At 68.2% G+C, this 24,954-nt stretch carries 27 protein-coding genes; 15 read left to right on the top strand and 12 right to left on the bottom strand.

The genetic code is table 11. The features are described 5' to 3' along the window. From JZ792_RS13290 to JZ792_RS13280, 3 genes are all read left to right on the top strand, one after another. Positions 1 to 1,284 (top strand): cation:proton antiporter (locus tag JZ792_RS13290; RefSeq protein WP_216910489.1); only part of this gene is annotated, 1,284 nt, incomplete at its 5' end. 95 nt (positions 1,285 to 1,379) lie between these two features. Continuing rightward, the gene (locus tag JZ792_RS13285) at positions 1,380 to 1,835 is read left to right on the top strand and encodes a hypothetical protein (RefSeq protein ID WP_216910487.1); all 456 of its coding nucleotides are present in this window, start codon (positions 1,380 to 1,382) and stop codon (positions 1,833 to 1,835) included. A 36-nt stretch (positions 1,836 to 1,871) separates the two neighbouring features. Then, entirely contained in the window at positions 1,872 to 2,027 is a 156-nt protein-coding gene (locus JZ792_RS13280) for a DUF6131 family protein (RefSeq protein ID WP_198654093.1), read from the top strand. Positions 2,028 to 2,068: 41 nt separating this feature from the next. On the opposite strand, the gene JZ792_RS13275 is transcribed toward JZ792_RS13280, so the two are convergent. From JZ792_RS13275 to JZ792_RS13265, 3 genes are all read right to left on the bottom strand, one after another. Then, complete coding sequence (locus JZ792_RS13275; RefSeq protein WP_216910485.1) at positions 2,069 to 2,752, bottom strand: phosphoribosyltransferase; 684 nt, start codon at positions 2,750 to 2,752, stop codon at positions 2,069 to 2,071. A gap of 131 nt (positions 2,753 to 2,883) precedes the next feature. Then, positions 2,884 to 3,612, bottom strand: a complete 729-nt coding sequence (locus tag JZ792_RS13270; RefSeq protein ID WP_216910483.1) for a VIT1/CCC1 transporter family protein — start codon at positions 3,610 to 3,612, stop codon at positions 2,884 to 2,886. A gap of 64 nt (positions 3,613 to 3,676) precedes the next feature. Continuing rightward, on the bottom strand, positions 3,677 to 4,054 hold the full coding sequence (locus JZ792_RS13265) for a hypothetical protein (RefSeq protein WP_216910481.1): 378 nt from the start codon (positions 4,052 to 4,054) through the stop codon (positions 3,677 to 3,679). 198 nt (positions 4,055 to 4,252) lie between these two features. On the opposite strand from JZ792_RS13265, the gene JZ792_RS13260 reads away from it, so the two are divergent. Next, positions 4,253 to 4,966, top strand: a complete 714-nt coding sequence (locus JZ792_RS13260) for a hypothetical protein (RefSeq protein ID WP_216910479.1) — start codon at positions 4,253 to 4,255, stop codon at positions 4,964 to 4,966. 3 nt (positions 4,967 to 4,969) lie between these two features. Here the strand turns inward: JZ792_RS13260 and JZ792_RS13255 are convergent, their stop codons facing one another. Further along, positions 4,970 to 5,977, bottom strand: a complete 1,008-nt coding sequence (locus JZ792_RS13255; RefSeq protein WP_216910478.1) for an AraC family transcriptional regulator — start codon at positions 5,975 to 5,977, stop codon at positions 4,970 to 4,972. Positions 5,978 to 6,046: 69 nt separating this feature from the next. Between JZ792_RS13255 and JZ792_RS13250 the strand changes: the two genes are divergently transcribed. Next, complete coding sequence (locus JZ792_RS13250; protein WP_216910476.1) at positions 6,047 to 7,555, top strand: flavin-containing monooxygenase; 1,509 nt, start codon at positions 6,047 to 6,049, stop codon at positions 7,553 to 7,555. A gap of 4 nt (positions 7,556 to 7,559) precedes the next feature. On the opposite strand, the gene JZ792_RS13245 is transcribed toward JZ792_RS13250, so the two are convergent. Together JZ792_RS13245 and JZ792_RS42935 are read right to left on the bottom strand one after the other, a co-directional pair. Continuing rightward, a complete protein-coding gene (locus JZ792_RS13245) occupies positions 7,560 to 7,775 on the bottom strand; it encodes a DUF8691 family protein (protein ID WP_216910474.1) in 216 nt (71 codons plus the stop codon). 129 nt (positions 7,776 to 7,904) lie between these two features. Then, entirely contained in the window at positions 7,905 to 10,559 is a 2,655-nt protein-coding gene (locus JZ792_RS42935) for a winged helix-turn-helix domain-containing protein (RefSeq protein ID WP_216910472.1), read from the bottom strand. Positions 10,560 to 10,738: 179 nt separating this feature from the next. Between JZ792_RS42935 and JZ792_RS13235 the strand changes: the two genes are divergently transcribed. The 3 genes from JZ792_RS13235 (at position 10,739) to JZ792_RS13225 (ending at position 13,575) form a co-directional block, all read left to right on the top strand. Then, positions 10,739 to 11,872 (top strand): AI-2E family transporter, encoded by a 1,134-nt coding sequence (locus JZ792_RS13235; protein WP_216910470.1) that lies wholly within the window; start codon positions 10,739 to 10,741, stop codon positions 11,870 to 11,872. A gap of 63 nt (positions 11,873 to 11,935) precedes the next feature. Beyond that, positions 11,936 to 12,358 (top strand): DUF7144 family membrane protein, encoded by a 423-nt coding sequence (locus JZ792_RS13230; protein ID WP_405179921.1) that lies wholly within the window; start codon positions 11,936 to 11,938, stop codon positions 12,356 to 12,358. Positions 12,359 to 12,567: 209 nt separating this feature from the next. Then, complete coding sequence (locus JZ792_RS13225) at positions 12,568 to 13,575, top strand: TIGR03617 family F420-dependent LLM class oxidoreductase (protein ID WP_216910467.1); 1,008 nt, start codon at positions 12,568 to 12,570, stop codon at positions 13,573 to 13,575. Positions 13,576 to 13,674: 99 nt separating this feature from the next. On the opposite strand, the gene JZ792_RS13220 is transcribed toward JZ792_RS13225, so the two are convergent. Both JZ792_RS13220 and JZ792_RS13215 read right to left on the bottom strand, forming a co-directional pair. After that, a complete protein-coding gene (locus JZ792_RS13220) occupies positions 13,675 to 14,289 on the bottom strand; it encodes a class I SAM-dependent methyltransferase (protein ID WP_216910465.1) in 615 nt (204 codons plus the stop codon). A 69-nt stretch (positions 14,290 to 14,358) separates the two neighbouring features. After that, the gene (locus JZ792_RS13215) at positions 14,359 to 14,598 is read right to left on the bottom strand and encodes a hypothetical protein (RefSeq protein ID WP_216910462.1); all 240 of its coding nucleotides are present in this window, start codon (positions 14,596 to 14,598) and stop codon (positions 14,359 to 14,361) included. Positions 14,599 to 14,955: 357 nt separating this feature from the next. Here JZ792_RS13215 and JZ792_RS13210 point away from each other — a divergent pair, with 357 nt between their 5' ends. After that, a complete protein-coding gene (locus tag JZ792_RS13210; RefSeq protein ID WP_216910460.1) occupies positions 14,956 to 15,474 on the top strand; it encodes a hypothetical protein in 519 nt (172 codons plus the stop codon). A gap of 78 nt (positions 15,475 to 15,552) precedes the next feature. On the opposite strand, the gene JZ792_RS13205 is transcribed toward JZ792_RS13210, so the two are convergent. Together JZ792_RS13205 and JZ792_RS13200 are read right to left on the bottom strand one after the other, a co-directional pair. Continuing rightward, entirely contained in the window at positions 15,553 to 16,038 is a 486-nt protein-coding gene (locus JZ792_RS13205) for a hypothetical protein (RefSeq protein ID WP_216910459.1), read from the bottom strand. After that, entirely contained in the window at positions 16,035 to 17,117 is a 1,083-nt protein-coding gene (locus JZ792_RS13200) for a DNA polymerase III subunit beta family protein (protein WP_216910456.1), read from the bottom strand. Before JZ792_RS13200 ends, JZ792_RS13205 begins: the two co-directional genes overlap by 4 nt. 139 nt (positions 17,118 to 17,256) lie before the next feature. Here JZ792_RS13200 and JZ792_RS13195 point away from each other — a divergent pair, with 139 nt between their 5' ends. Then, positions 17,257 to 17,754 (top strand): methylated-DNA--[protein]-cysteine S-methyltransferase, encoded by a 498-nt coding sequence (locus JZ792_RS13195; protein WP_216910454.1) that lies wholly within the window; start codon positions 17,257 to 17,259, stop codon positions 17,752 to 17,754. Positions 17,755 to 17,838: 84 nt separating this feature from the next. Here the strand turns inward: JZ792_RS13195 and JZ792_RS13190 are convergent, their stop codons facing one another. Continuing rightward, the gene (locus JZ792_RS13190; RefSeq protein WP_308165286.1) at positions 17,839 to 18,747 is read right to left on the bottom strand and encodes a cation diffusion facilitator family transporter; all 909 of its coding nucleotides are present in this window, start codon (positions 18,745 to 18,747) and stop codon (positions 17,839 to 17,841) included. A 421-nt stretch (positions 18,748 to 19,168) separates the two neighbouring features. Here JZ792_RS13190 and JZ792_RS13185 point away from each other — a divergent pair, with 421 nt between their 5' ends. The 3 genes from JZ792_RS13185 (at position 19,169) to JZ792_RS13175 (ending at position 22,111) form a co-directional block, all read left to right on the top strand. Continuing rightward, positions 19,169 to 19,978 carry an SAM-dependent methyltransferase gene (locus JZ792_RS13185; protein ID WP_216910450.1) on the top strand — a complete coding sequence of 270 codons (810 nt, stop codon included), beginning with the start codon at positions 19,169 to 19,171 and terminating at the stop codon, positions 19,976 to 19,978. Between the two features lie 24 nt (positions 19,979 to 20,002). Continuing rightward, positions 20,003 to 21,301: a diguanylate cyclase domain-containing protein gene (locus JZ792_RS13180; protein ID WP_216910448.1), complete on the top strand. Its 1,299-nt coding sequence runs from the start codon at positions 20,003 to 20,005 to the stop codon at positions 21,299 to 21,301. Positions 21,302 to 21,610: 309 nt separating this feature from the next. Next, positions 21,611 to 22,111, top strand: coding sequence for a CGNR zinc finger domain-containing protein (locus JZ792_RS13175; RefSeq protein ID WP_216910438.1), 501 nt, complete (start codon positions 21,611 to 21,613; stop codon positions 22,109 to 22,111). A gap of 13 nt (positions 22,112 to 22,124) precedes the next feature. Here JZ792_RS13175 and JZ792_RS13170 read toward each other — a convergent pair whose 3' ends face one another. Continuing rightward, positions 22,125 to 22,553, bottom strand: coding sequence for a hypothetical protein (locus JZ792_RS13170; RefSeq protein WP_216910436.1), 429 nt, complete (start codon positions 22,551 to 22,553; stop codon positions 22,125 to 22,127). Between the two features lie 632 nt (positions 22,554 to 23,185). Here JZ792_RS13170 and JZ792_RS13165 point away from each other — a divergent pair. Then, entirely contained in the window at positions 23,186 to 24,499 is a 1,314-nt protein-coding gene (locus JZ792_RS13165) for a hypothetical protein (RefSeq protein WP_216910434.1), read from the top strand. 67 nt (positions 24,500 to 24,566) lie between these two features. Further along, positions 24,567 to 24,917 carry a hypothetical protein gene (locus JZ792_RS13160; RefSeq protein WP_216910432.1) on the top strand — a complete coding sequence of 117 codons (351 nt, stop codon included), beginning with the start codon at positions 24,567 to 24,569 and terminating at the stop codon, positions 24,915 to 24,917. The last annotated feature ends 37 nt before the right edge of the window (positions 24,918 to 24,954 follow it).

Here is a 24,954-nt window from a genome sequence, read left to right as displayed (position 1 = left end):
GCGGTGTTCCACGCGTGGTATCCGGGGCTGCCGGTGGCGGCGGCGGTCGTACTCGGTGCGATCGTCGCGCCGCCGGACCCGGTCGCGGCGACCGCGTTGGCGAGCAAACTCGGACTGCCGCGCCGACTGGTGGTGGTGCTGGGAGGGGAGGGGCTCTTCAACGACGCCACCGCCATCGTCATCTATTCCGTCGCGGTCCAGGCGGTGGTCACCGGACGGTTCTCCTCCGTCGACGCGATGGGGGAGTTCGTCGTCTCGGCGGTGGTCGCGGTGGTGGTCGGGTTCGTGCTGGGGATGCTCGGCAGCCGGCTGACCGACTACCTGGCCGAAGCGTCCTGGCAGGTGGCGCTGAGCCTGCTGTTACCTTTCGCGGCATACGGTTTCGCCGAGGCGTGGCACGGATCGGGGGTGCTCGCCGTGCTGGTCTGCGCGCTGTACCTGACCGACGCGGTCACCGAATTCGGCGACCGTGACTACCGACTGGTCGGTGACGCCTTCTGGGAGATCACCGAAATGCTGTTGAGCGGCTTCGCGTTCGGGCTCATCGGGCTCGAACTCGGTGTCGTGCTCGCGACGACGGGCACCGGCTGGCCGAAACTGCTCGGCGTCGCGGGCGCGGTGATAGCGGTGGTCGTGACCTTGCGCCTGGTCTGGTTGCTGAGCACCTGGGCCCTCGGCCGGTCGCGGTGGCGCGAACAGGACGCGGACGAGCCCTACACCTGGCGCGAGACGATCGTCACCTGGTGGGCGGGGATGCGCGGGGTGGCGACCGTGGCTCTGGCACTGGCGATCCCGCTGGTCACCGACGCGGGCGCGGCGTTCCCCGGTCGCACCGAGATCCTGTTCACCGCTTTCGCGGTGGTCCTGTTCACCCTGCTGCTCCAAGGGCCGACCCTGCCGCTGGTGGTGCGTCTGACGGGCGTGCACGCGAATACCCAGCGGGAGCGGGAGTTCGAACGGCAGCTGTGGGATCGGGTGGTGCACGCGCAGCTGGCGCGGCTCAAGCAGATCGCCGAATCCGAACATCTGCCGGACGAGGTGTACGAACGGCTGCGCGATCAGTTCCGGCATCGTTTCGCCCGCGCCGATCCCGAGGCCGCCGACGAGGACGCCCGGTCGCAGTGGACGCGCGATCGGGAGGTTTCGGCGAAACTGCGGATGATCCGCGGCGAGGTGGTCGAGGCGGGTCGACGCGAAGCGCAGGCCGCGCGCCGAGAACCGGGAATCCCGGTCGATCTGGTGGACCGGGTGACCCGCCGCCTGGACCTCGGCCCGACCAGATAGGAAGACATTCGAATTTATTCGTCGCTCGGGGAGTTTGGACCCCGATGCGCGGGGAATTGCGGTGTTGTCACACAACTTCAGCGCATGGGAATGTCATGATCATACTTATCGGACTGTTGGTCCTGATCGCCGCGGTAGTCGTCGGTGTCGCCGGAGTCGCGGCCAATACCGGCGAAGTACGAACCGACACCAGCGATTTCGGAGTATTCGACTACCACTTCACCGCATCGGCCGGTGAGCTGTTCCTCTGGGGAATGGCCGTCGGCGCGATCGGAATGCTCGGTCTGAGCCTGCTGCTCCTCGGTGTCTGGCGCTCCTCGCGGCGCGGTGCCGAAGCACGGCGTGAACTGCGAAAGACCCGCCGCGAGAAGGTCGCCGTCGAGCGGAACGCGCCGACGGTCCCGTCCGCCGCGCCGAAGAAACAGATCTCGGAGCCCACGCCCGCTCAGAAGCCCGTGTGGAGTCTGAATCGGTTCCTGCCCAAGTCGTCCGAGCCCGCCTCGGTATCGACATCGAGCCGCCCGACGGCCGATGTTTCCGCCTCCAAATAACGATCGACCATCGATCGTCGAAAGAAGGAAAAGGTCATGATTGTTCTCGGACTCATTCTGCTGCTCGTCGGCTGGTTGGTCGGAATTCCGTTGCTCACCACCGCCGGTATCGTCGTCCTGCTCGTCGGCGCGGTGCTCTGGATCGCCGGGTCGGTCGGTCGTCCCGTCGGCGGACGACGTCACTATTACTGATCCCAGGTAATCGCCGACCCAGTCGCCATCACCCCCGGTCGTTATCCGACCGGGGGTGTCGCGTATCCGGTGGCGCCCGATACCCCGCGAAAGGGGGCGGCCCGGTCGAGAAGTTCGATGACCTTCTTGTCGGTGACTTCCTCGAAGTCCTGGTACCACTGCCCGATCGAATGGAACAGCCCCGGGGTCTCCAGACAGACGACATTGTCGACGTGGCCCGCCAGCACCCGGATGGCACGCGGCGATCCGACCGGCACGGCGAGCACCACCCGGCTCGCGCCCTGGGAGCGGGCGACCTCGCACGCGGCCCGCGCGGTGATCCCGCTGGCGACGCCGTCGTCGACCACGATCGCGGTCGCGCCGTTCAGCGGAATCGGCGGGTGGGTCGCGCGGTAGCGAAGGGCGGTGCGCGCCAAGTCGTCTCGGGCTTCCGTCTCGACCCGCGCCCGCTCCTGATCGGATATGAAAGTCCGCAGCACCATTTCGTCGTCGATGACGCGAATTCCGTTCTCCCCGACGGCCCCGAAGGCCAGCCGCGGCTGGAACGGGACGGCGAGTTTACGCACAACGGCCACATCGAGCGGTGCCCGCAGCGCGTTGGCGACCTCGTAGGCGACCGGGATGCCCCCGCGCGTCGCCCCGAGCACGACTACGTCGCCCGTTCCGAATCCCCGCAGCCGCTCGATCAAGCGGCGGCCGGCATCGCGGCGATCGTGGAATGGCATGTCGGTCCTCCTCAGTCGAGTACCGCGGCGAATGGAGCCACGCCATCGGGACTCTTCGAGGACTCGTACTTTACGCCCACTGTGGCACGAATCGCAGTTTCGCAGGTGAGATTCCTGGTCAGGCGTCCAGGTCAGATCCCGGACACATCGAAGATCTGCCCGATGCCGTAGGTGACCGCCATCGCCAGCGCACCTCCGATCACCACGCGGGGAATGGCCCTGCGTCGTCGACTACCCCCGAGACGCGCGCTGAGCGAGCCGGTCGCCGCGAGGGCGAGCAACACCGCGGCGAAGGTCACCGGAATGCGCGCGGTCACCGGCGGAAGCAGGATGGCCAGCAGCGGCAACAGCGCGCCGACGGTGAAGGCGACCGCGGAGGAGAACGCCGCCTGCCACGGATTCGTGAGCTCGCGCGGGTTCAGGCCGAGTTCGGCTTCCGCGTGCGCGGTGAAGGCGTCGTGTTCGGTGAGTTCCCTGGCCACTTGGCGAGCGGTCCGCTCGGACAATCCCTTCGCCCGGTAGATATCGGCCAGCTCCTCGAGTTCGTAGTCAGGGTCCTCGCGCAACTCCCTGCGTTCCTTGGCCAGCAGCGCCCGTTCCGAGTCGCGCTGTGTGCTCACCGAGACGTACTCGCCCACCGCCATCGAGATCGCGCCCGCCGTCAAGCCCGCGATACCGGCGGTGAAGATCTGATCGGTGTCGGTGGTCGCCGCGGCGACGCCGACGACGAGTCCCGCGGTCGAGACGATGCCGTCGTTCGCGCCGAGTACCCCGGCGCGCAACCAGTTCAGCCGCGAGGCCACGCCGCCCGAATGCGGCTCGTGTGGGTGTCGATAGGGCGTGCCGGTCGAATCCGCCATGGGCCGCAGACTAGCTCGCTGCGGTGCGTCCGTCCGGCACCGCCGCCGATATCGCGCCCTCGGATCAGTGCCGGACGCGCCACCGCCGCTGCGTCGGCACCGGTGTCGGCATCAGCCGGTGGTGGACCACCTGGAGCACGCCGAGCAGCACCACCGCCGCCACGCAGGTGGGATAGTCGCCGAAAGCGAAAGCGAGCACGGCGATCCCGATGAACAGCGGGATCTCGAGCAGCGCGCACCACGCCAGCACGCGCAGCCGGGTGGCATTGGCCTCCAGCCAGCGGATCCCGTCGTCGACGATCTCGCCCGCGGTGGCCGGGCCGACCAATCCGTCGCCGACCTGGATGAACCGGTGCACGGCCTCGTCCCTGCTCAGTTCGCCGAGCCAGGCCCGATCGATCAGCCGCTTGCCCTCTTCGGCAACCTCCCTGACCGTGTCCATGCGGCCCCTTCCGAGTCGATATCCGGTCGTGAAGTCTATGACGTGGATCGCGCGCTTCCTAGAGGAGATACCGGGTGTCGGACGGCCGCGTCCGGGCGTGGCGGTGTCGCCGGACCGGTCACCGTCGGGAGGTGGGTCAACCCCCTTCGCCCAGCGGCAGATTCGGCCACGTCGAGGGCGGCTGGCATGCTGGCCCGCATGATCAATCTGCGTGGAACGCGCGCACGCTGTGCGGTGGTGGTCGCGGTCGGCGCGCTGCTGCTGGCCGGATGCGGTACCGACGACTCGGCGGGCGGGTCCACCTCGGCCCCGACCACGCCGCGGGACCAGTTGCTGTTGACCCAGGAGGAATTCCCGGCGGGCAGTACGAAGATGGAGTTGCCCAAGGACCGGGTCGGCGCGGCGGCGGCCGATCTCGCGAGCGCCGGGCAGAACGGCACCTTCACCCCGCAGGAGTGCGCCGGTCCCCAGCAGGATCTCGGCACGGCGATGAAGGATCTGCTCGAACGGTCGTCGATCACGGCCGCGTCCGGACAGTCCGGCGCCATGTACGTGGAGTACATCGCCGACACCACCGCCGACCTGGCGCGGATCACCGAACTCAACGCGAAATGCGCGCGCTACACCTTCGCCTCGTCGGTCGAAGGCGCCCGGATCGACGTGACGGGCGAGACCGAGAACCGCACGGCCCCGGCCGATCTGAAAGGCGTCGACGCGATCGTCTACCGGTCGACGACCTCCTCCAGTATCGGTACCGACAAACCCCTGGTCATGAGCGCGTACTCGGGTATGGCCACCCTGCGCGGCCTGACCGTGCTTGTCCGCGTCACCGCGCTCAGCGACGCGGCCGACCAAGCCGCGTTCGACCGACTGTTCATCGCCGCCGTCGACAAGGTGCGCACGGCCGCCTGACGCTCAGCGCACCCCGTCGCGTCGCACGGAGGTGGGGGTGGTATCCCACCACCGGCGTGCGCTGCGGGTGAACGTCGCCTGCTCGGACAGTCCGATCAGGGAGGCGATCTGGCTCATCGGCATATCGGTGGTGACCAGGTATCGGCGCGCCTCGTGCCTGCGGACATCGTCGAGTATGGCGGCGAACGTGGTGCCCTCGGCGGCGAGTCGGCGCTGCACGGTGCGCGGATGCATCGCCAGCAGGGCGGCGACCACGCCGATCTCGGGCGGTGTCGTGCCGAGCAGTTGACGCAGCGTCGCCGCGATCTGCGGCACGAGGGACGCGCCCGCCTCGTCGGTCTGCTCGGCCAGGAACGCCATCGCCAGGCGGTGCAGATTCCGGTCGCCACCGGACAGCGGTGTGCTCGCGAGACCGCTCGGCACGCGGAGCAGGGCGGCGGGGCGGTTCACCCGGACCGGGACGCCGAAGAACTCCTCGTAGGCCGACAGCGGGGCGGCGGGACGATAGGGCAGTTCGACCGATCGCAGTCCGTAGCGTTCGCCCGCAAGTCGCTGGATCGCGCGGTGGGTGAAACCGAGGCCGAGATCGGTGCCCTGGACCGGATTCACCCGCCCCGGCGGGACGCCGTAGCGCAATCCGATCACCCCGCGGTCGCCGTACGGGTCCGGCTCGAGGGTCAGGCTCAGCGATCGGGCGTGCACGAACAGGTAGCGCGAGGTGCATTCCAGCACGTCGGCCAGCGTGGGGGAGTTGCGGATGGCGAGCGCGAGCGGACCGAGCATGTCCAGGTCCTGCCGGTAGGCGATCCGCAGTCCCAGATCGGGCCGTGCCAGCCGGTGGGCCGCCAGTTCCAGCACCGTGGCGACCGCTTCGTCGGAGATCAGCAGATCGTCGGCGTCCAGCGCCGCGATCGGCAGGCCGACAGCCCTGGCGAACTCCTCGGCATCGCCGCCGAGTTCGGCGACGGTCGCGCGGAACCCGCGCAGTCCCGCGGACCTGATCACCGACATGTCGCTCAGAATCAAATAACTGTCGGGTAAAGTCAAGCGTGTGAGCAGAATCCCCAGCACACTGGAATCATGACCGAGTCATCCGTCGCACCCGACCACCTCGACGTCGTCATCGTCGGCGCCGGACTTTCCGGTATCGGCGCCGCCTACCGGTTGCAGACCGAATGCCCCGGCAAGAGCTACGCCGTCCTCGAGGCGCGCGACGCGCTCGGCGGCACCTGGGATCTGTTCCGCTACCCGGGGATTCGCTCGGATTCGGATATGTTCACCCTCGGCTACCCCTTCAAGCCCTGGCGCGACGCGAAAGCCATCGCCGACGGACCGTCGATCCTGCGCTACATCACCGAGACCGCCGCGGAGCACGGCATCGACCGCCACATCCGCTACGGCACCAAGGTGATCTCCGCCGACTGGTCGAGCGAGACCGCCAGGTGGACGCTGACCATCGCGCGGCGCGACGGCGCAGGCGATGTCGAAACCACCCTGACCTGCAACTTCCTCTACGCCTGCGCCGGTTACTACGACTACGATCGCGGGCACGCGCCGGATTTCCCCGGTGTCGACAGCTTCGACGGTCGCGTGGTGCACCCGCAGTTCTGGCCGGAGGATCTGGACTACGCGGGTAAACGCGTGGTCGTCGTCGGCAGCGGCGCGACCGCGGTCACCCTGGTGCCTGCCCTGGCCGAGCAGACCGAGATGGTCACCATGTTGCAGCGCAGCCCGACCTGGATCAGCGCCGTACCCGGTCGTGACAAACGGGCCGACAAGATCCGCGAACTGCTGCCGCCGAACCTCGCGCACCGGGTGATCCGCGCCAAGAACATCCTGTTCAGCATCGCCTTCTACCAGTACTGCCGCCGCAGGCCGGAATCCGCGCGCAAACTCCTCACCGGTCTGACCACCCGGATCCTGAAGGACGAGAAGGCGGTCGCCGAACATTTCACCCCCACCTACAACCCGTGGGATCAGCGCCTGTGCGCCGTGCCGGACGCCGACTTCTTCAGGGCGATGAAGAAGGGTAAGGCCGAGGTGGTCACCGACCACATCGAAACCTTTGTGCCGGAAGGTATTCGGCTGAAGTCCGGCCGGGTGCTGCCCGCCGACGTCGTCATCACCGCGACCGGGCTGCGACTGCTCGCCTTCGGCGGTATCACCCCGAGTGTCGACGGCGTGCCGGTGTCGTTGTCCGAGCAGTTCGTCTGGCAGGGCGCGATGCTCACCGGCGTCCCCAATTTCGCCGTCTGCATCGGATACACCAACGCCTCGTGGACGTTGCGCGCCGATCTCACCTCGCGCCTGGTCTGCAAGGTGCTACGCCACCTCGACGCCAACGGTTACGCCGCCGTCGTCCCGCGCCCGGAGGGCGAACTCGGGCCGCGCCCGCTGCTCGACCTGGCCTCGGGCTATGTGCAGCGGTCCATCGCGGACTTCCCGCGCCAAGGCGACCGGCGTCCGTGGAAGGTCCGCCAGAACTATCTGATCGATTCGGTCACCACGCTGCGCACCGACCTGAGCAAGACGTTGGCGCCGCTGTCGGCGTCGGCCCCGAAGTCGAAGGTGGGGGCGAACGCCCGCTGATCTCTCAGTCCGGCATCTGCCGCATCTCGAGCAGGGTCAGCCCGAGCGAGTCGATGCGCGCCATGATGCCGCGCAGGGCGGCGGTGTCGGTGATGGGGCCGTAGAGGGTAGTCACTTCGCCGGGGGCCCGATCGGAGGAGTCGAGTTCGGGGAAGGCCGCCAGCGCCCGTTCGGAGAGCTTGCCGTCGATGATGAACTGGTATCGGATCGGGTCCGGCACGGGCACTCCTCTCGGCTGTCGTCCGCGGCGCGGGTGGTGGATCGGGCCCCGAACAGAGAGTGCTCCGCGCAGTGGTCCGGCGTCCTCACCCGACGCGGATGAGATGTCCGCTCGCCGGTGAATCGGGCCTCAGAGCACCCCGATGCGGCGGGCTCGCAGCATCGCGTCGGCGCGTGAATTGCTGCCGAGTTTGGCGTAGATCGACCGCAGATGCGTCTTCACCGTATTGATGGAGACGCCGAGATCCTGGGCGATCTGCAACGCGGTGCGCCCACTCGGGAGTTGTTTCAGCACGGTCAGTTCGGCGTCGGTGAGCGCGGGGCTCATCGGTTGCGGCCTTGCCGCGGAATTCTCCCGGATGGTCTCGACGAAGGCGTTGTCTGCGCCGAAACGTCCCGCGTGCTCGTGCAGCATCGTGAGGACTCCCGGAACCTCGAAGAACGGCCGGACCAAGCGGTCCGGCGAGGCCAGGCGCACCGCCTCCGCGAAACCCTCGTAGGACTTCACCTGACGGTCGAGCCGGTGACAGGCCGACGCGTACAGCAGCCACGCGGTGACGGCGGTGTAGGCGGGCAGTTCCGCCGACCGTTTCAGCAGCGGGCCGACCGCGTCGAGTGTGTCGAGCGGTTTGTTCGCCGCCTCCGCCACCGCCGCGGCGGCGAGCACCGCGTCCGGTGCGCCGCGCATGGCGCGAGACCCCGCGTCGGCGAGTTGCTGCGCGGCGTCGCGTTCGTGCAACCGCAGCAGGATCGCGACCACCGGGATGAGCAGTCGGCCGCCCAGCGGCGGATACGGACTCTCGGCCAGCAGCCGGTGCATTTCGGTGTGCAGCGTCATGACCGCCGCGTGTTTGTCGGCGGTGTCGTCGAAAGTCAGCAGCAGGCCGACGATATAGGCGTGTCTGCCCGCGGCCGGCTCGCTCGCCCCGTCGAGTCCGCGCCGCGTCCGCGACAGGGCGGCCAGATCGTGGCGCGTGACGTCGTCGCCCTGGAGATGCGCGGCCAGCGCGGCGAGCGCCACCGCGTGCACGTGATCGGGCAGGTGGGTGAGTTCGTACCCGGTGCCCAGGTCGACCGCGCGCGTCGCGCGTTCGCGCATCAGCGGCACCGGTCCGGCCAGGGCCGACGCCGCGGCCAGGCGGGTGACCGCGCGCAGCTGCATGCGATGGTGGCCGATGTGTTCGGCGAGGGCGAGCGCCCGATGCAACAACTGTTCGCCCGCGCCGATATCGCCGGTGAAGACGCGCAGGGTGCCGAGCTGGATGGCGACATAGCAGTCCAGATCGGGCTGTCCGGTCGTCGGCGGTTCGGCCCGGATCTGCTCGTGCCCGAACTCGTCCGACGTCGCGCACACCCCGGTCGCCACCGCGACGGCCGACGCCGCGGCCAGCCCCGCCGCCGCGGCCGCCGCGGTGCCGACGATGGTGGAGGTGATCGGGCCGTGGGCCCTGACCTGGTCGAGATAGGCCGCGGCGGCGGCGTGGTCACCGCGTTCCACCGCGTCGATCACCCGCAGCAGCCGAACGAAGGGATCGTCGACGAGGTGCGCGGTGGCCGCGTCCAGCTTCTCGAACAGGATCGAGCCAGCCCCGTCGAGCACGACCTGCAACCCGTATTCCCGCAGATACGAAGGCAATTCGGGTTGGCCGGGCTCGGCGAGCAGATGCGCGAGCGCGGCAAGCGGTTTCCCCGTCGCCAGGTACCACTGCCCGGCGATACGATGCAGATCCGGAATGCGTTGCGGCGCGGCGCGTTGCAGTTCGGCCAGCAGATAGGCCCGCATCATCGGGTGGTAGGAGTACCTGATCCGGTCGGCGTTGACGGTGTGCTGGACCGGGAAATTGATGCGCGCCAGGTCGTCCAGCATCCTCGGGGCCTGCGGGCCCGCCAGTTCCTCGGCCAATGCCTCGGTGAAGGATTCGGGAACGCAGGTGGCGAGCAGGAATTCGCGGACATCCGCGTCGAGTACTTCGATCAGTTCGCCGACCAGGAAATCCGAGATCGGATGCGGGGCGTGCGCGAGCATGGCCAGCGCGCCCGCCTGATCGGGACCGTGCATGGCCGTGTAGATCGCCGCGATCCGCACCAGCGCCGCCCATCCCCGGGTGAGCTGCTGGATCGAGGCCACTTCGGAATCGGCGAGGGGACAGCCGTGTTCGACGAAGACGGAAGCGATCTGTTCGGGGCCGAACGCGAGATCGGCCGCGCCGAGGCGGATCAGGCGGCCCGCGATATCGAGGGTGTGCCAGCGCAGCGGCGGTTCGTAGCGGCCGGTGACGATGGTCGTCATCCTGGCGGGCGCGTTGGTCAGGAAATGTTCCAGCCCGGCGAGGGCGATCGGGTCGGTGAGCAGGTGGGCATCGTCGAGGACGAGGACGGCGGGCCGCCCGGCCAATTCGTGAGCCAGTTCCAGCGCGCTCGCCATCGGATCGGCGAGTTGGTGGCCGCGTTCGGCGGGCAGTCCGAGTCCCGCGCGCACCGCCGCCCACAGCCGGGCTGCATTGTCGAAATTCTCGCCGATGGTCAGCCAGCAGAATCGGGTGTCGGGATGTAGTCGCATATGGCGGCGTAGCCATTCGGCGGCGAGTACGGTCTTTCCGCTACCGGCCGGCGAACACATCAGGACGGCGCGGGGCGCCTCGGTCGCCGCGGCCTGATTGATCCGGGTGTGTATGTCGCGCAGCACGAGCGGGGTGAACAGCGGCGCGGGGATGTCACCCGAGGCGATATCGCCGGTGATCACGGTCGGAGCATCGGCAAGTTGGAGTCGCCGCGAAGAGTCCACCCTAGCCTCCTGGGACGGTGCTGCCTCATCAACCGCCGGCCGTTCCGACCAGCCGAGCATACCGACCGAACAGCACTTTTTGCTCGTAGCAAAGATATAGCGACTCATCCGTAATGGGTGAGTCGCGGACCGGAGCTCGTGTCATACCGTCCCGATCGGGGCGGAAGAGAAGAGGGCCGATGTCACCGCGGGAGAAGGGGGCGCGCCCGACCAGGTCGGCGCCCGCGCCGACGCCGACCGACTGGGCGATTCCGAGGGGACTGATCGTCCTGCTCGCCGCGGCGGGCGGGGTGGTCGCCGTCGGTGGCATGAAGGCCGCCGCGGGTCTGCTCGGTCCGGTGTTCCTGGCGCTCATGCTGACCGTCGCCGTGCAGCCGATCCAGACCTGGGCCCAGCGGCGCGGACGGCACGCGCTGGTCGGTATGGGCCTCGCGTTCGTCGCGGTCATGGTGATCGTGCTCGGCATGGTCGGTCTGCTGATCGTCTCGGCCGCGCAATTGGCCACCGAATTGCCGCAGTACACCGACCGACTCGACGACGTGCTCGCGAACGTGCGCGAGCTGCTGGCCGGGTTCGGGGTGAACAGCGAACAGATCCACAACCTGCTCAGCGAACTCGACGTGGGCAAACTCGTCGGCGTGCTGGAGTCGGCGCTGAGCGGGCTGCTCGGGATCTTCTCCAGCCTGTTCTTCATCCTGGCGTTGCTGCTGTTCATGGCCTTCGACGGCATGACCATCGGTACGAAACTCGACGTCATCGCCGCGCAACGCCCGGAAATCGCCTACGCCATCGAGTCCTTCGCCGTCGGCACCCGCAAATATCTGGTCGTGTCGACGGTTTTCGGCCTGATCGTCGCGGTGCTCGACGGCGGGGCGCTGTGGTTGATGGGTGTACCGCTGCCGGTGCTGTGGGCGTTGCTGTCGTTCATCACCAACTACATCCCCAATATCGGCTTCGTCATCGGACTCGTCCCGCCCGCGTTGCTGGCGCTGCTCGACAGCGGTCCCGCCCTGATGATCTGGGTGATCGTGCTCTACAGCGTGATCAATTTCGTCATCCAGTCGATCATCCAGCCCAAATTCGTGGGTGACGCCGTCGGACTCAGCGTCACCGTCACCTTCGTCTCGCTGGTCTTCTGGACCTGGGTGATCGGGGCGCTCGGGGCGCTGCTCGCGGTGCCGCTCACGCTGCTGGTGAAGGCGCTGCTGCTCGACATCGATCCGACCACCCGGTGGATGAACACACTGATCAGTGACAAAGCGCCGACCGACCCCGGGCGCGTCGAGCCGCCAACGGAGCCCGATCACCCGTAGCGGGTGAGGAAACCGGCGGCACCGACTTGGTGAGATCGATCCAGGTTCTTCTTCGCGGAAGGGATGATCATGACGACTCCGAAACACCAGACCGGCGAGAGCCCGGTCAAACAGGGCATCGCGGCGGGCACCTCCATCGGCGCCGCGATTCTGCTCCTCACCCTCGGTGTTCTACAGATCTTCGAAGGCATCTCGGCGGTCGCGAATGACGAACTCTTCGTCGTCGGGCCCGAATACATCTATCAGTTCGACACCACGGGCTGGGGCTGGATCCATATCGTCCTCGGCGCCATCCTCGTGATCAGCGCCATCGGCCTGATGACGGGAAGCGCGTGGGGCAAGGTCGCCGCCATCGTGATCGCGGCACTGACCATCATCGCCAACTTCCTGTCGCTGCCGTACTACCCGTGGTGGTCGATCCTGATCATCGCCTTGAGCATCGTGGTGATCTGGGCTGTTTCGACCTGGCACCCGAATACGGTCTGACCTCCCGATCTCGCGCCGTCGGCGGCCGCTTCCCCGGCCTCCGACGGCGCGGTTTTCGTCTGTGTGACCTCCGTGGGTGGGCGGCCGTTCCGTTTGCCCGCCGTGACATTCCGATGGATACTCCTGGGGCCTCGGTAAGCGTGTTACCGTGCGCTCGTTAGAACGTGTTCTTGTATGGGATGGCTGATGCGACCACACGGACCGGCCGAATGAAGGTCTACACGGCGATCTACGGACCGGCGAACGCGGTCGAGCGCACCGCGGCACTGCGCGAGATGGGCGTCAGCGGGGTGTTCACCTTCGAGGGCCCGCACGATGTCTTCGCGCCGCTGACGCTGGCCTCCACCGTCGGCGACATGGATCTGCTGACCAATGTCGCCATCGCGTTCCCGCGCAATCCGATCCACCTCGCGCACCAGGCCAACGATCTGCAACTGCTGAGTTCGGGCCGGTTCACGCTCGGGCTCGGCACCCAGATCCGGCCGCAGATCGAGAAGCGATTCGGCGTCGAATTCGGCCGTCCGACCGCGCGGATGGGGGAGTTGGTCGCCGCGGTCCGGGCGATCTTCGACTGCTGGAACACCGGCACCAGGCTGGATTTTCGCGGGGAGTACTACCGCCACACCCTGATGACGCCGACCTTCAACCCCGGACCGAATCCGTTCGGCCCGCCGCCGATCTTCGTCGGCGCGCTGGGGCCGAGGATGACCAGAACCGCCGCCGAGGTGGCCGACGGGCTACTGGTGATGCCCTTCAATTCCGCGCGCTACCTGCGTGAGCGGGTGTTGCCCTCGGTGTGGGAAGGACTCGCCGTCGGCGGTCGCGACCCGAGGACGTTCACGATCCTGCCCGAAGTCATCGTGGCGGTCGGCGATACCGATGAAGAGCAGGCGGCCGCCGACGCGGCGACGCGCAAACTGCTCGGCTTCTACGGTTCGACCCCCGCCTACCGCCCGGTGCTCGAACTGCACGGCTGGGGTGATCTGCAAACGGATCTGAACGCGCTGTCCAAACGCGGACGCTGGCAGGACATGGCCCGCCTCATCGACGACGACATCCTCGAGACCATCGCCGCGCGCGGCAAACCCGCGCAGGTCGCGGCCGATATCCGCGACCGCGTCGGCGGGATCTCGGACCGGGTCTGCTTCTACCAGCCCTACGCGCCGAGCGATCGGACGATGGGCGAACTCGTGGGATACCTGACCGGCGATCAGTAGGTTCGGCGGCAGGCGCGCCGAGCCGATCGGGCGTGTGCCCGCACGCCCTCCGCACGCGGGGGCAGTCGGTCGGGACCGCCGCGCAGCGCTCGATCCGCGTCAGCTCGCGCGGGAGAACACCGCGACCAGGAAGTCGGAATCGTCGTCGAACGGGCGCAGATCCCAGGTCGACAGTCGCAGATCCGGGGTCAGGCCCGCCGCCGCGGCATCGCTCATGAACCTCGGGAACTCGTAGCCGCGATCGGCGCCGAAGCCGACCACCGCCCGGCCCGTCGGGCCGAGATGACGCGCGAAACCGGCCAGCACCGCCTCGCGCGTGGACGGGGCGAGAAAGGTCATCACATTGCCCGCGCACACGACGACATCGAAATCGGCGTCGACCCCGCGAGCGGGCAGATCCAATTCGGCGAGATCGCCGACCAGCCAGGTCGGGCCGGGATGGTCCTGTTCGGCGGCCGCGATCAGCACCGGATCGACATCGACGCCGACCACGGTATGCCCGGCCCCGTGCAGATATCCGCCGAGCCGACCCGCCCCGCACCCCGCGTCGAGCACCCGGCTGCCGCGAGCGAGCATCGCGTCGATCAGCCGCGCCTCCCCGACGATGTCCTGCCCCCGCGCCGCCAAGGACCGGAACCGATCCACGTACCACGACGAATGCGCCGGATCCGCGGCCGTCATCTCCTCCCATTTGCTGGGGACGCGTCCACTCATCCCTCGATCATGCTGTTCGTGGCTCCGGATTGTCCACTACGCCGAGCAGCGGTGAAGCGGATCCGCGCGCTACTGCTCGTCCACGCGTTCGCACATGACCAGGCCCGGTTCGATCTTGGTGCATTCGAAGACCGGCTGTGTGATGCCGATCGTGATGGGGGCGGAAGGGTCCAGGTGATCGGCGGGGAGGTAGGCGAGGGCGAAGTGTTCGGCCGAGTCGGGGTATTTCTCGAGCAGGGCCCGGAATTCCTCGATCAGTCCGCTGTGCTGTCGGGTGATCGCGTCGGTGGATACATGCTGGTCTGTCACGGCTGCTCCTTATTTCGTTGTGGTCTGAGGCGGAATCCAGTTTTCGAGCCGAACAGGTGATCGTCACGAGTAGGGCGCTACCTGTCCCGACCACCGCGTTCGCTGTTCACGGAACGTGGTCCACCTCCGAATGTGGTCGACCATGATTGGCGCCGCCACATCCGGGTATGGCTCCGCGAGTACGCGTATGCGGTGAATCCATGGGGGATTGCGGGGTTTCGCGTTCGCCGGAAGGGGTCGGCAACGGCGGTCGGTCGGGTCGACCAGGTGAGTGAACGCGGGTATCGGCGACGGGGCCGATCGATCGCCCGATTCGTCGTACCCGCACCGATTTCATCACCGGAAGGATCGAACGCGATGACAGACACTTTGATCGATGTTCCAGTAGGCCGCGAACAGATCGCACGCCCCGATATCTGCCCGCCTCCCGTCCCGGCCCGCCGTGCGCATTCCGGCATCGCGACGCCGTGGCGGGACGCGAAAACCGTGCTGGTGGCGCGGTCCACCGGCCCCACAGAGATGGTGACCGTGCCGCGCCTGGTGGTGCCGATAGGGGAGAAGCAACTCGCGTTCGGCGTCGCCTCGTTGTCGGCCGAGGCCGATCAATTCGCCCACGACAATCGGGTGGTCGTCCAACAGGGCGATTGGCGCGGCAACCCCGCCCTCGGCACCCATCAGTTACAGGGCGAAGCCCAACTCGTGACCGCGGGCACCCTCCTTCCGTATGTGCAGTCGGAACTCGAGATGAAGTACCGGTGGCGAATTCCCTTGGCGCGCCTGGTCCGAAAGCTGGTCCGCGGTGACGCGGTCGACGGTGACCTGGTCGTTCTCGTGACGGTGCACGAACCGAGCCCGGTGCCCCTGCTGCCGAGCTAGCCGGGCGGAATATCAGTCGTGCTGCTGTTCCGGGGCCGCCGCTTCCGGAGGAGTCGTACCGAACAGCGGGCCAGACCACTACGGCGCGGTGGCACGCGCGGTCGTGTCGCGCGCGTCGATCGCCGCCGCGACCTCGTCCACCGCGGTGCGGATCATCGCCCCGTAGCCGTCGTCGCCGAGGGCGTGCAGGTGGGCGCGGGCCGCGTCGATCTCGCGCCGCGCGGCCTCGAAGGAGCCGAGGCGGCGATAGTTGTCGGCCAGGTTCAGGTGCAGCGACGGGTAGAAGCCGCGAACGTCGAGATTCGGATCATGGTGTCGCGCACGCTCGTCGGTGAGCGCGTCCGCGGCGTCGACGGCGCGGATGTCCCAGGCCAGCGCCTGTGCCGCGTCGTCCTGGAGATCGGCGAGATAGTGCGCGAGGGTGCACCGGTGCAGCGGATCGCCGGACGGGCCGAGCGATATCCAGATCTCGCCGAGTGCGGTACGGGCCGCGTCGCGTCCTCCGGTGCGACCGAGCGCGACGGCTTCGGTGATGGCGTGCATGGTGGTGTCGGTGGATGTCAACGGTCGTCCTCTGTTTCGGTGGGAGCGGGCAGTGCCCGTGGCATGACGAGGGTGGTCAGATCGCCGTCGGTCGCCGAGCGGATGACGACGGGCTGATCGGGGGCGGCGAGGTCGAGCATGATGTCGGGGCCGATCGCGGTGTCGACGGCCGGTCGCAGCGTCGCCGCCGTGAACGCGATATCGACGCGCGGACCGGTTCCCGACGCCGGAATATCGCGCGCGGTTCCGTCCGGTGTCGACACCGTCAGAGTCGTCTCGGACGTCGCGCAGATCAGCGGATCGGCGGCCGTGTCGAGCACGTCGAGCAGGGCGGCTCGGTCCACCACGATCCTGGTGGTCACCGGCGCGAGGTCGGCCAGTATCGCGCGGTAGTCGGGAAAGTTCTCCTCGATGGTCGCGCACCGTTGTTCGGTGTCATCGCCGCGCAGGATCAATGCCCCGTCGGCGCGCGAGACGGCGACCTCGTCGACACGCCGCAGCCAGTTGTCGAGCCGTGCCAGCTCCGCCGCCGCGACCACCGCCGACCAGGAGTCGTCGCCGTGCCGGTCGGGAACCAGGCTCCTGGTGGACAGTCGGTAGCGGTCGGTCGCGGTGAGCGTCACCGAGTTCGGGGACACCTCGAGGAAAACGCCCGCGAGCACGGGAATGGCATCGTCGCGTGCCGCCGCACCCGCCACCTGCGCGATCGCGTGGGCCAGCGTCGGTCCGGACAGCGGCACCGCACCGGACCGGCCCGAGCCGAGAATCCGCGCGACCGCGTCGGCCACCCGCGCCGCCTCCCGCGCCCGCTCGGCCAGTTCGCGGACGTGGTCGTCGAGTAGACGTTTCGCCTCGCGCGGATCACCCGCGAGGATCGCGGCGATCGCGTCGAGCGGCACGCCGACCCCGCGCAACCGGCGGATCAGTACGGCCCGTTCGGTCTGGCCACGCGCGTAGTAGCGGTATCCGGTCGTCGCGTCGACGTGGGTGGGAACCAACAGGCCACCGTCGTCGTAGAAGCGCAGCGCGCTCGCCGTCAGCCCGCTGGCCCGTGCCATCGCACCGATGGTGATCAACTCGTCCGCCGCGCCGTCCGTCATCGCCCCAGCATGGGCCTTCAGGTAACTCGAAGGTCAAGTCGGCGCGTCGCGGGCCGATCGCCATGTCTTTTTCCCGCCGGTTCTCCCGTGTCGGCTGCGGCAGATTGGGAGGAACACACCCGAGCGGAAGGAGAAGGTCGTGACCACGTACGCGACGGTCGACAGTCCAGTGGGCGAATTACTGCTGGTAGGTGTGCCGTCCACGCGCGGCCCGGCACTCATCTCGCTGACGATGGCCGGACAGCGCGGTGAAACGCGACCGCGTGCGGACTGGGCCGAGGACCGCGCGGCCTTCGCCGAAATCGCCGCACAACTGCACGCGTACTTCACCGGTGCCGCGACCGCGTTCGACATCGAATTCGGCGCTACCGGAAGCGAATTCCAGCGACGGGTCTGGTCGGTGCTCGACGACATCCCCTACGGAACCACGGTCACCTACGGCGAGGTCACCGCCCGCGCGGGTCTGCCGCGCGAACGGGTACGCGCGGTCGCGTCCGCGATCGGGGCCAACCCGCTGTCGATAATCCGGCCATGCCATCGCGTGATCGGCGCGAACGGATCGCTCACCGGCTACGCGGGCGGACTGGCCCGCAAGCAGTACCTGCTCGAGGTGGAGGGGGTACTTCTGGCGACGTGAGGTAGGGACACGAGGCACTGTCGGCAATCGCCGCCGGTGAGCGCGTGCGGCGCGAACTCGGCGGTGTTGCCTGGCGGTGTTCCCTCAGGCCCGGTGCACCGGACCGTGCGCGTCCACGCAGTGCCCTTCGGCGTACGGCCGGTCCACATCTCCCACGTGATCGACCTGCAAGGTGGTGTGCGCCAAGCCGAATTCGCTGTCGAGGGCGTGTTCGATGGTCGATCGCACGGCGTGGCAGTCCGCGCCGTCGGTCACCAGGATGTGGGCCGACAGCGAGGGCTGGCCGGAGGTGATCAGCCAGACGTGCAGGTCGTGCACCTCGACGACATCCTCGATGCCGACGACGCGGGCGCCGATATCGTCCGGGTTGAGGTGGGCGGGAGCGGCTTCGAGGAAGATCCGTCCCGATTCGCGCACCAGCGACCAGCCGGCCTTCACCATGAGGGCGGCGACGACGAGCGCGGCGATCGCGTCGGCGCGGGGATAACCGGCCAGCCACACCACGGTGCCCGCGATGGCGGTCCCGATGAACGCGTAGAGATCGTTGAGTATGTGCTGGAATGCGCCTTCGACATTGAGACTGGTCCGGTTGGCGCGGCTGATACTCCACGCGGCGGCGATATTGACGGCGATGCCGACCAGCGCGGTCGCCAGCACCAACGGGCCCTCGACGTCGGGCGGATCGATCAGCCTGGCCACGCCCTCGTAGACGAACCAGCCCGCGAGCAACAGCAGGGTGATGCCGTTTGCCTGGGCCGACAGGATCTCGGCGCGTTTGAACCCGTAGGTGTACTGCCCCCGCGCCGGGCGCTTGGCCAGCCGGATGGCGATGAGCGCGAGCACGATCGACGCGGCGTCGGTGAGCATGTGCGCGGCGTCGGAGATCAACGCGAGGGAATCGGCGATGACGCCGACGACCACTTCGGCGGCCATGAAGGTGACGATGAGCGCCAGGGCGATCGAGAGCCAGCGCGGATCGGAATCGGCGGACACGCCGTGATCGTGGCCGTGTCCCTCGCCGTGGCTGTGATCATGATCGTGGCCGTGCTCACGGGCCCGCTGCTCGACAGCGGGCCCGGCGGTCCGCGCCGGAGCGGTTCCGGCGGATTGATCCGGCGACACGCACTGATCTCCCATGATCCTGTGCCCTCTCGTTACGCGTTGACTTCGGACAGCCTAACCGATTGTGCAGACATGCGCATGTCTGCATCTTATCGACCGAATCGAACACGCCCCGCACCCGTTGGGTTGACCGGCCGACCGCCGCCCAAACGTGATCAAGTGCGATGCACCGGGATTCATCGTCGCGATTACTATTCGGACAGCACCATCCGGCTGGTCGGTTCGCCGTACGGCCACCGATGGTGCTGGTCGGCCGTACAGGCGGCCGGAGCGGCTAGGCAGAGGGGTTCGGATGGACAGGCCTGCGTGGGCACCTGAGGGCGTGGATATGCAGCGAGCGAGTCCGGCGCGAATGTATGACGCGCTACTCGGCGGCTCCCACAACTTCGAGGTCGACCGGATGGCCGCCGAAAGCGGAAAACAGCTGGTCCCGGACCTACCTCGGCTGGCACTGAGCAATCGGGCATTTCTGCGCCGCGCGGTGCGATTCCTCGCCGACGCGGGAATCAGGCAATTCCTCGACATCGGTTCCGGAATCCCCACCGCGGGCAATGTGCACGAGATCGCGCAGGGTATCGACCCCGAGATCACCGTGCTCTACGTCGATATCGACCCCGTCGCGGTCGCGCACTCGAAGGCGATCCTGGACGCGAACCCGCGCGCGGGCGCGATCGAGGCGGATCTGCGCAAGCCGGACGAACTGCTCACCGCGGTCCGAGGCACCGGGCTGATCGATGTCGACCGGCCGGTCGGCGTGCTGTTGATCGCGGTGCTGCATCTGCTGTCCGAAGAGGACCTTCCGGTCGAGAAGGTCGGGCGACTGCGCGAGGCGGTGGCGCCGGGCAGCTACGTGGCGATCTCGCACCTGACCTCCGAACAGCGCCCCGAGGACGCCGCCCTGCTCGGCGCGAATACCGCGTCGCGGAGCAAGGTCGGCATCCACTTCCGGCCGCGCGCCGGTATCGAGGCCATGTTCACCGGCTGGGATCGGATCGAGCCGGGGGTGGTCGAAATCCCGCTCTGGCGACCCGAATCCGAGCGCGATCGCCACGAGGCCCCGGGACGCTCGCTCGGCCTCGCGGGCGTCGGCCGGAAAGGCTGACCGCGGCAGCGGCAGGGGTTGACAGTGGGTCTGAACGAAGTGGCAATCCGCTGGGCGGACGCGCTCGACGGCGTGGTGGCTCCTACGCTCACCAGGACCCAGATCGAAGATCTGCTGGTCGAACAGGGTGAAGCCCTGATCAGCGCGGTGCGCGGCACCGCGGATCTGCGGGTCGCGCACAGCGCCGCCTCGGCCCTCGTCGCGGCGAACTACCGCGACCCCATCGCGGTCGGCCGGTCGGTGCTGGTGATCTGCCGCGATATGGTCGACGCCGTCTGCCCCGACCGGTCCGATCCGGGCTACCCCGGGGTGCGCAATCGTTCGGTGCTGGTGGCGGCCGAATTCGCCACCGGTTTCACCGGAGCCCTACGCTCGGCGGCGCTGGGCGAGCAGGAGCGGACATTGAGCGCGGTGCTCGCCGCGGCGCAGGAGGCCGAGGCGCGGCGTCAACTCTCCGAGGCCAGATTCCAGGCGGTTTTCGCCGGAGCGTCGGTCGGCATCGGCATCCTCAACATCCGGGGCGAAGTGCTCGACGTCAACGCGGCCTTCGGTGAGATGCTCGGCATTCCCGCCGAGGTCATGCCGGGGCGTTCGGTGGCCGAACTGCTCGGGCCCGCCAATATCGGACACGCCTTCGCGCAATTGCAGCGCATGCTCGCGGGCGAGACCGAGCGTTTCCGGATGGAGACCGAGCACCGCAGACCCGACGGCGCGCTCGCCTATATCGACCTGTCGATGTCGGCGGTTCGCGATCGGACCGGCGATATCCAATTCCTGACCGGTGTCGCCGTCGACGTCACCGAACGCAAACAACTCGCCGATCGGTTGTGGCACGACGCCAACCACGACAGTCTCACCGGCCTGCCGAATCGGGTGCAGTTCTTCGATCGCCTGGCGGGCGCGACACCCCCGCTCGGCGTCTGCTATCTGGATCTCGACGGGTTCAAGGCGGTCAACGACGAATGGGGTCACACCGTGGGTGACCGGGTACTGCGCGATGTCGCCCAGCGACTGCGCGCCGCCGTCGAATCGATGGGCGGGCTGGCGGCTCGGGTGGGCGGTGACGAGTTCATCGTGCTCGTGGAGAACTGTGACAGCGAGGAGTATCTGTCCTCGGTCGCCGCGCAATTGCATCGCACACTCGCCGCGCCGCTGGACGTGGCGGGTTATCCGGTCGTGGTCGGCGCGAGTATCGGCACGGTGTACGTCGAGGACCGGCCCACCGCGGTCGACGCGCTCATGCACGCGGTCGACACGGCCATGTATCGGAACAAACCGGGCGCGGCGGGCCGTTCCTCGCGCCGCCCCCGCCACGCGCTCTGACCTGACCCGGGCCCCAGCGCGCTCCAACCGGTCGGCATTCGCCGTCGGGGCTGAACTCGCCCGCAGCCGTGTGGTCGGCGGGCGATTTTCTTCGGTCATCGTGACCGTGCCGCGTCGGACGCCGCCGGTTCGTCGGCGAACACGCTCGCCCCCGCCGTCGCGATCACGCGCCCGGATTCGCTGATCAGCCACTGCCCGCACACGCATCTCGCGTACTGCACGCGACCGTGTGAGGACAGGGGAGCGGGGGAAGGCCAGGCGCACGCGGGGCAGGTAGCGATCATGGGACCAGCCTGATGTAATGACTCAATGCATTTCAACCCTTACGGAGGCGCGGCGGCGGAACTGGCGGTGCTGCTGGTCAACGCGGAGCCCGAACGCGATCTCGTCGAATTGCTCCGCGACGCCGGGTACAAACCGGTCGGGACACTCGACGCGGACCAGGTCGCCGAGTTGCGCGGGTGGATCGTCCGGCTCGACGAGGTCTTCACCGCACCCGGCGTCGAGGTGCTGAACGAATTGCTGGCCGCGACGGCGGGTGTCCCGTACATCTCCACCCACGACGGCCGCGCGCCGCATCTGCACTTCGCGCGGGAGGACGCGCCGACCGACGAACGGGTCAAGGCCTACACGGCGGCGGGGCTGGCGACGCTGTTCTGCGAGGATCCCGCGCGTATCGGGCGTTGCGCGAGGCCGGACTGCGCCTTCGTCTTCGTCGACACCTCGCGCAACGGCCGCCGCCGGTTCTGCTCGACGCGCTGTTCCACGCGCGTGCACGTGGCCGAACACCGGACCAGACGCAGCGCCTGAGCCCGCGTCGTCCTCAGTTCAGGTAGCCGGGTCCGTGCCCGCGGAAATGTGGATGCTCGTCGGCGACGGTCCAGCGGCCGTAGGTGGTCCGGCCGGTGTCGTCGTCGCGTCGGATGGGACTGACCCAGGTGCGACGCGGGACCTGCCCGCCGCTGCGGTGGCCGCCGCGCGCCATCAGGGGTACCTCCCTGGCGACGAGGTAGTAGTCGCCGTCGTCGGGCCGGGTCTCGGGCAGATATTCGCAGAGTTGTTCGGCGGCGTCCCCGAGATCGGCCGCCGCGACGACGCCGTGCCGCGGCGCGAGATCGTCACCCTCGACGACCACCGCCGAGACGGTCCACATGCGAGTGGGGGGCAGGCGGCTCGCCGGTGCGTCGGGGACGGGACGGTCGCGATGATCGGCGGTGCTCCCGCTGTCGGACCCGTGCGAACCCTCGATCATCCTGTGCCTCCGGTGACGGTCTCCGGTCGGCACGGTGTCGGCTGTGGTGCTGCGGTAGTGAATCCCCTTGCCTCCCAACTTTTTCCGGTAGCCGAATGCGCTGTTCCCGGCTACGAAATCCCGCATGTCTCGTGTCGATTATTTGATAGGAGATCCGACCTGTAAATGAGTGTAGCGTCCCGATATCGGGTGCGGTCCGAACCTCTGTCGAAAGATGTTCGCCGACATCGCAATTCGCTTCGCTTCGGAAATGTCTCGGGCGCCGTCGGTCTCGCGGTGTCGATGCTCGTGGCGGCGGCCTCGGTGCTGGAGTCCTGGTGACCGCCGCCGATGGATTGCCCGCGACAGCGCCGCAACGTGTTCGATGCGGATTCGCATCCACGACGCCCCCCATTTTGGTAGCTGCAAGTGTGCTGACTGATATTCGCATAGCCGCTTCCGTAGGTATCCGGTCCGATCGCGTGACCTCGCTCGGGTGTCGGATGCCCGCGCGCGCGAGGATTCGCATGGCGGACCGTCGCGTGGGTCCGACTGCCGGGCAGGGTCGCCATGCCGAGTGGTCTCCACGATGAAATAGCCGTTTTGCTGCGTAAACCATAGGTCGGCCGCCGCTGGTCCGATAGGTTGGGAAGGTGCGTAGCGCCGCAAGGCTGGCCGAGGTGATCACCGCATTCGTGTGCGCCGTGATCGGCGGAATGGCGCTCACGACACCGATCTCGCTGTCGTGGGCGCGCGGCGCGGCGACACTGGAGATGGAGTTGCTGGCGACCAGTCTCCCGCGCGCCGTCGCCGTCGGTTGTCTGGTCGCCGTGGTGGTCACGGTGTTCACGAGCACCACCGAATCGCTGCTGGTCCCGTGGGTGGCCGTGCTGTCCGGGATGGCGGTGCTGCTCGCCAATCACCTACTCGGGCGCAGTTTTTCCGAGATGATCCCGCTCACCACCCTGAATTTCATCGATTCGCTCGCGGGCGGACTGGTGCTCGGCGGAGCCGCGGCCGCCGTGGCGGTACGCCTGCCGATGACGCTGGCGTTCATCCTCGGCGCGCTCACCAGCGTCATCGCCGGTGGACTCACGATGTCACCCGTCGACGACGCCGGTGGCGAGAAGTTCGCGCCGATCGCCTGGTGGATCGTCGACTCGCCGTCGCTGTGGTTGATCTGGCCGGGTGCCCTGCTCGTCCTCTGGTGCGCGCGGCGGTTCCGCTCGGCCCGGAGATACCTCACCATCCGCGTCGAATTGCCGATGCGGCCGATCCTGGCCGCCGCCATCGCGGTCAGCGTGCCGGTCGTCATGTCCGAATGGCTGGTGACCAGCGGCTACGACTCCCCCGACCTCGTGCTGGTTTCGGTGCTGGTCGTGGTGAAGGCGTTCGTGGTCGGTTGGTTGCTGCCCGGCCGCGACGGCGTATTGATCCAGCTCTGTTCCGCGACCTCCGCGATCGGCGGCGCCATCGTGCTGATTCCGCTGGCCGAGTGGCTGGTGCCGCTGCTCATCGCCAGTATGGCGCTCGGATTGTGGTGCGGCATGGTGCGCCCGTCACCCGTCGCGGCGATGGCCGGGCTGTTGGCATTGTCGATATTCGTCGCGGCGGCCGCGGGCCCGCACACCCCGGTGCCGGGCGCGGCGATCGTCGGCACGCTCGTTCTCTCGCTGCTGACCGGATACAGCTTCGGCGCGGCGCTGCCGGGCCAGAGTTCGAGCGTGATGCTCAGCATCGCGGTCCTGTTCGTTCCCGGCGTCGTGATCGCGATGCGCGGCCGGATCTTCACTACCGACCCCGGGGTGGTGATGGACAATTCGGTGCCGGGGCTGGCGGCGGTTCTGATCACCGTCGGCGCCGCGTGCGCTCTGCTCCTGCTGCGCCGTCGCCCGCTCGCCGACGTCGACCCCGTGACCTTCCCCGCGCCCGCCGCGGCGGGTGGCGCGGGTGGCGACGAGGCGTGAGGTCCGCTCGCGATGGGCCACGACCCGTGCCACTATCGGAGAGCTACTTCGACATCGAGGGGGATCTGTGGCATTGCGCCAGCTCACGGAACAGTTCGACAGGGACGGCGGTACGCGGGTGTTCGGTGAGCCGTACGAGACCGAGGACGGGACGACGATCGTCACCGTCTCGCGGATCCGCGCGAAACGAAAAGCGGAGGGAGCGGTTCACCAGACCGCGACCCCGGTCGGCGTCTTCGTCGTCCACGACGGCGAGGTGACCTGGAAATCGGCCGACGACGGCACCCGCATCGCGCTGTTCGGCGAATTGATCGGTCTGGTCAGTGCCGTACTGATGCTGGTGGTGTTCCTGCGCCGTCCGCCGTGGCCGGATCTGTCGGCCCGCGTCATGACGGTGATCGGAAAGCCGCACCGGTAGCCGTGCACCGATGATCGCCCGGTAGAGGCGCGGATTC

The sequence above is a fragment of the Nocardia noduli genome, assembly GCF_019038455.1.
In the GTDB taxonomy this organism is placed as follows: Bacteria; Actinomycetota; Actinomycetes; order Mycobacteriales; family Mycobacteriaceae; genus Nocardia; species Nocardia noduli.
Note: the sequence above shows the minus strand (reverse complement) of the source record. Positions and strands in the feature narration are given on the sequence as shown.

What these genes read in the sequence shown, in the direction of transcription:
- JZ792_RS13285 (WP_216910487.1), top strand. Translation starts at nt 1,380, where the DNA reads ATGATCATACTTATCGGACTGTTGGTCCTGATCGCCGCGGTAGTCGTC.
- JZ792_RS13280 (WP_198654093.1), top strand. Translation starts at nt 1,872, where the DNA reads ATGATTGTTCTCGGACTCATTCTGCTGCTCGTCGGCTGGTTGGTCGGA.
- JZ792_RS13275 (WP_216910485.1), bottom strand. Translation starts at nt 2,752, where the DNA reads ATGCCATTCCACGATCGCCGCGATGCCGGCCGCCGCTTGATCGAGCGG.
- JZ792_RS13270 (WP_216910483.1), bottom strand. Translation starts at nt 3,612, where the DNA reads ATGGCGGATTCGACCGGCACGCCCTATCGACACCCACACGAGCCGCAT.
- JZ792_RS13265 (WP_216910481.1), bottom strand. Translation starts at nt 4,054, where the DNA reads ATGGACACGGTCAGGGAGGTTGCCGAAGAGGGCAAGCGGCTGATCGAT.
- JZ792_RS13260 (WP_216910479.1), top strand. Translation starts at nt 4,253, where the DNA reads ATGATCAATCTGCGTGGAACGCGCGCACGCTGTGCGGTGGTGGTCGCG.
- JZ792_RS13255 (WP_216910478.1), bottom strand. Translation starts at nt 5,977, where the DNA reads ATGTCGGTGATCAGGTCCGCGGGACTGCGCGGGTTCCGCGCGACCGTC.
- JZ792_RS13250 (WP_216910476.1), top strand. Translation starts at nt 6,047, where the DNA reads ATGACCGAGTCATCCGTCGCACCCGACCACCTCGACGTCGTCATCGTC.
- JZ792_RS13235 (WP_216910470.1), top strand. Translation starts at nt 10,739, where the DNA reads ATGTCACCGCGGGAGAAGGGGGCGCGCCCGACCAGGTCGGCGCCCGCG.
- JZ792_RS13230 (WP_405179921.1), top strand. Translation starts at nt 11,936, where the DNA reads ATGATCATGACGACTCCGAAACACCAGACCGGCGAGAGCCCGGTCAAA.
- JZ792_RS13225 (WP_216910467.1), top strand. Translation starts at nt 12,568, where the DNA reads ATGAAGGTCTACACGGCGATCTACGGACCGGCGAACGCGGTCGAGCGC.
- JZ792_RS13220 (WP_216910465.1), bottom strand. Translation starts at nt 14,289, where the DNA reads ATGAGTGGACGCGTCCCCAGCAAATGGGAGGAGATGACGGCCGCGGAT.
- JZ792_RS13210 (WP_216910460.1), top strand. Translation starts at nt 14,956, where the DNA reads ATGACAGACACTTTGATCGATGTTCCAGTAGGCCGCGAACAGATCGCA.
- JZ792_RS13200 (WP_216910456.1), bottom strand. Translation starts at nt 17,117, where the DNA reads ATGACGGACGGCGCGGCGGACGAGTTGATCACCATCGGTGCGATGGCA.
- JZ792_RS13185 (WP_216910450.1), top strand. Translation starts at nt 19,169, where the DNA reads ATGGACAGGCCTGCGTGGGCACCTGAGGGCGTGGATATGCAGCGAGCG.
- JZ792_RS13175 (WP_216910438.1), top strand. Translation starts at nt 21,611, where the DNA reads ATGCATTTCAACCCTTACGGAGGCGCGGCGGCGGAACTGGCGGTGCTG.
- JZ792_RS13170 (WP_216910436.1), bottom strand. Translation starts at nt 22,553, where the DNA reads ATGATCGAGGGTTCGCACGGGTCCGACAGCGGGAGCACCGCCGATCAT.